The organism is Bacillus sp. JJ783 (assembly GCF_036963225.1).
Taxonomy (GTDB): Bacteria; Bacillota; Bacilli; order Bacillales; family Bacillaceae_G; genus Bacillus_A; species Bacillus_A cereus_U.
Genome location: NZ_JBALMG010000042.1, coordinates 1,876 through 5,167, shown reverse-complemented (window position 1 = coordinate 5,167; position 3,292 = coordinate 1,876). Strand labels below are relative to the sequence as shown.

The following is a 3,292-nucleotide window of genomic DNA, read 5'->3' as shown; positions in this document are numbered from 1 at the left end:
ACCAATCGGGCTTTTACGGGCAGCCCGCCCCCCACCTAACTTCTTTGCTTCCGCTGAATTTTGAGGTGGGGGTCTTACTGCCCGGCGAATAGCGGGGTAAATGTTTTGGATGTCATTTAACCTGTGAAATTTCTGCTGCAGTAGTATTGTTACCCTATGCCATCTTTAATTGCATTGGTATTTAGAATACCTAGACAAAATCCATATATTCTTGAAAGAGGTTGAAAATTTATGTTCGTTTTAAACAAGTTCTTTAACATTTTACATTACAAAAAGATTGTGCCTGTAGTATTACTTTCATGTGTATCACTTATAGGCTGTTCCAATAGTAACACTCAATCTGAACCACCTAAACAAACGAATCAAGCTAATCAAATTAAACAAGAAAATACAGGTAATCAATCTTTCGCTAAACTTGAAAAAGAATATGATGCTAAGCTTGGTATTTATGCACTGGACACAGGTACAAATCAAACTGTTGCTTATCATTCAGATGATCGTTTTGCATTTGCATCTACATCTAAATCATTAGCTGTCGGCGCTCTTTTACGCAAGAACTCATTAGAAGCTCTGGATCAAAGGATTACGTATACTCATGAAGATCTTTCTAATTATAATCCAATTACTGAAAAGCATGTTGATACAGGAATGACGTTAAAAGAACTTGCAGATGCTTCTGTTCGATATAGTGACAGCACAGCACATAATTTGATTCTTAAACAGTTAGGGGGGCCCTCTGAATTTGAAAAAATCTTGAGAGAAATGGGAGATACTGTTACTACTTCCGAACGATTTGAACCTGAATTAAATGAAGTGCATCCAGGAGAAACACATGATACCAGTACACCAGAAGCGATTGCTAAGACACTTCAATCATTTACATTAGGAACTGCACTTCCAATAGAAAAACGTGAACTATTAGTAGATTGGATGAAGAGAAATACAACTGGAGATAAATTGATTCGTGCGGGCGTACCAAAAGGATGGGAAGTGGCTGATAAAACAGGCGCGGGATCTTACGGAACAAGAAATGATATCGCAATTATTTGGCCACCAAATAAAAAGCCGATTGTTCTTGCTATACTTTCTAATCATGATAAAGAAGATGCTAAATACGATGATAAACTTATTGCAGACGCAACCAAAGTCGTGTTAAATACCTTAAAAGCTACGGAATAAATGATAATAGGTTAAAAGTTTTCTATTTTAGGCGGGTGTTTTCATCAACTAAAAATTTAATAGTGTCCCAAAAACGAAATTTGGCGCTAACTTGTAATAAAAAGCTCATTTTTATTGTTTGGCGATAAATCGTTCTTTAAGCTTGATGGCGATTTGGTGCTACCCCTAAAACATCTGGACTTTAATAGCCAACTAAAAAATGCAAACAAAAAGACCTTTAATCAGTCGTTTTGTTTGCATTTCCTTTTTCTAAAACTACAGAAAAGATAAGTACTATAGTTAACACCATAATAAACCTTACTTCACTTCCGTCACTTACAAAAAATGAATACAAAGTATAAATTAAAATTAATATTCCATAAATAACTTTGTGCAATGAACTCCCCCCTTTTTGCCGTATATATTTTAGTGTAAAAATTTAATTCAAGCCCTATATCAAAATGAAAATAAAAAGCATCTGTGATATACACAAAGTGCTTTTCTCTTGTCAATTTATCTATTTTCACTATATTTATCTATTTTCTTTTTATAACTCAAATTTCTTCGAATCGTACTTTTCTAGAGTTTGCTGCAATTCATTTTGTTCATATGGAATATGTTTATCTGTCTGTACATCTTTAACATTTTCTCCACCTGTTAATAATCTCCTGTACTTAAAAGAGTGCCCTGTTAATACTGTTGTAATCATTTTGTATTGCCCTCCTTTTGTTTGATTACTTGTATCATAAAACAAGTATCTGAGGTTGATATGTAGTCTATCTAGAGTGTATGTAAATTTTAAAAATCTCTAATAAAATGTTTATGTTGTAACGTTACCACCAAAACTAGTGCTTCAAACACCATAATTTGAAGAGACAGTAACCCATATTCTAGCTTGAATTCCCGCTACAGTTCTATATTGAGTAAAACCAGTTGATCCCTATAATATAAAAAGAGCACCACTTTTTGGATGCTCCTCGTTATAACTATATATTATTTAATTTCCTTCTTTTGCTGGTACCATTTTTCCTTCTTGAGAGTCTGTACCCTCTGTTCTTTCAACAGTTTTTGCATGTTCTGGTTTTTCAGGGGCTCCCATTTCAAATCCAGGTTGAGAATCTGTACCTTCTTTTGTTGGTACCATTTTTCCTTCTTGAGAACCTGTACCTTCTGTTCTTTCAACAGTTTTTGCTTCTCCTTTAGGAGTTGCTGGCACTGCATCTTTAGGTAAATCAAAGTTTTGTGAGAAAGACGTTGTTCCATCTGCACTCTGTGTAATTACTTGATTTGAACTATTTTCATTTGACTTTAAATTGTCCATTTTCGCATCATCTGCACCTCCCGCTACTAATCCTGTACTTAAAAGTGCTCCTGCTAATAATGTTTTAATCATTTTTCATTACCTCCTATTTATTTGTAATATTCATCAAAAAAGTATCTAGAGTTAATGTTTTAGTCATTATCTTTATCTACTTGCTTTTTGATTACATTTAGCATAAGACAAGAATCTATAGTTGATATGGACTGTATCTGGAGATTATGTAAAGAAAAATGGATGATCAATTGTATATCCTAATGGATGCTTAGACAAGATTGAAACTTTATATGAGTTTGAACAATTGAGTTCCCCTTTGTTTTTGGGTGTGAGGTTTTTAGCTGGAGTGGAGTGAGGGACTAACCTTTTCAAATTTGAAAGCAAACTTTTTATTATTAGTTTACATTCGAATCTGTAAAAATATTGACTTCATCCCAATTCCCCTGATATCCTCAAAGTTAGCAAGAAAAGTATACATTCAAAGCGCTGCAAACAAAGAGATAGAAGGTAAATAATCAAAAAAAAACATCTCATTAGGATTCAGCTGAGATACATGTAATTTTAGATTAAAGTCTGTATTTTTTTCCATTATCAGATTACAAAGCAATAAAAATGTACAGTATTGTTACTTTGCAAATAATCCTTAACATGGATTTTATGTTAGTACATTGGCTGTACCCCTAATTAAAAAGATGGACAATCCTTTCTTTCTTTTTCAGATGACTTTACTGGCTGGTTAGATGGTCAAGGTTAGCACTGGGATTATATTTAAGTACACAATAGCAACAGAAAAACATACTATGTAACAGCAAATGAAGC

The 3,292-nt window shown here is 33.5% G+C and carries 4 protein-coding genes; 1 reads left to right on the top strand and 3 read right to left on the bottom strand.

Going from position 1 to position 3,292, the window contains the following annotated elements; genetic code table 11:
- Positions 1–231: 231 nt before the first annotated feature.
- Positions 232–1,179 carry a class A beta-lactamase BlaIII gene (blaIII, locus tag V7038_RS09680; RefSeq protein WP_002016516.1) on the top strand — a complete coding sequence of 316 codons (948 nt, stop codon included), beginning with the start codon at positions 232–234 and terminating at the stop codon, positions 1,177–1,179.
- Between the two features lie 217 nt (positions 1,180–1,396).
- Here the strand turns inward: blaIII and V7038_RS09675 are convergent, their stop codons facing one another.
- The 3 genes from V7038_RS09675 to V7038_RS09665 form a co-directional block, all read right to left on the bottom strand.
- Positions 1,397–1,555, bottom strand: a complete 159-nt coding sequence (locus V7038_RS09675; protein WP_002087303.1) for a hypothetical protein — start codon at positions 1,553–1,555, stop codon at positions 1,397–1,399.
- A gap of 150 nt (positions 1,556–1,705) precedes the next feature.
- Positions 1,706–1,867 carry a hypothetical protein gene (locus V7038_RS09670; protein ID WP_335469972.1) on the bottom strand — a complete coding sequence of 54 codons (162 nt, stop codon included), beginning with the start codon at positions 1,865–1,867 and terminating at the stop codon, positions 1,706–1,708.
- A gap of 288 nt (positions 1,868–2,155) precedes the next feature.
- On the bottom strand, positions 2,156–2,551 hold the full coding sequence (locus V7038_RS09665) for an alpha-ketoglutarate permease (protein WP_335469970.1): 396 nt from the start codon (positions 2,549–2,551) through the stop codon (positions 2,156–2,158).
- Positions 2,552–3,292: the final 741 nt, after the last annotated feature.

Coding starts and splice junctions, on each gene's coding strand:
- blaIII (WP_002016516.1), top strand. CDS start 232: ATGTTCGTTTTAAACAAGTTCTTTAACATTTTACATTACAAAAAGATT.
- V7038_RS09670 (WP_335469972.1), bottom strand. CDS start 1,867: ATGATTACAACAGTATTAACAGGGCACTCTTTTAAGTACAGGAGATTA.
- V7038_RS09665 (WP_335469970.1), bottom strand. CDS start 2,551: ATGATTAAAACATTATTAGCAGGAGCACTTTTAAGTACAGGATTAGTA.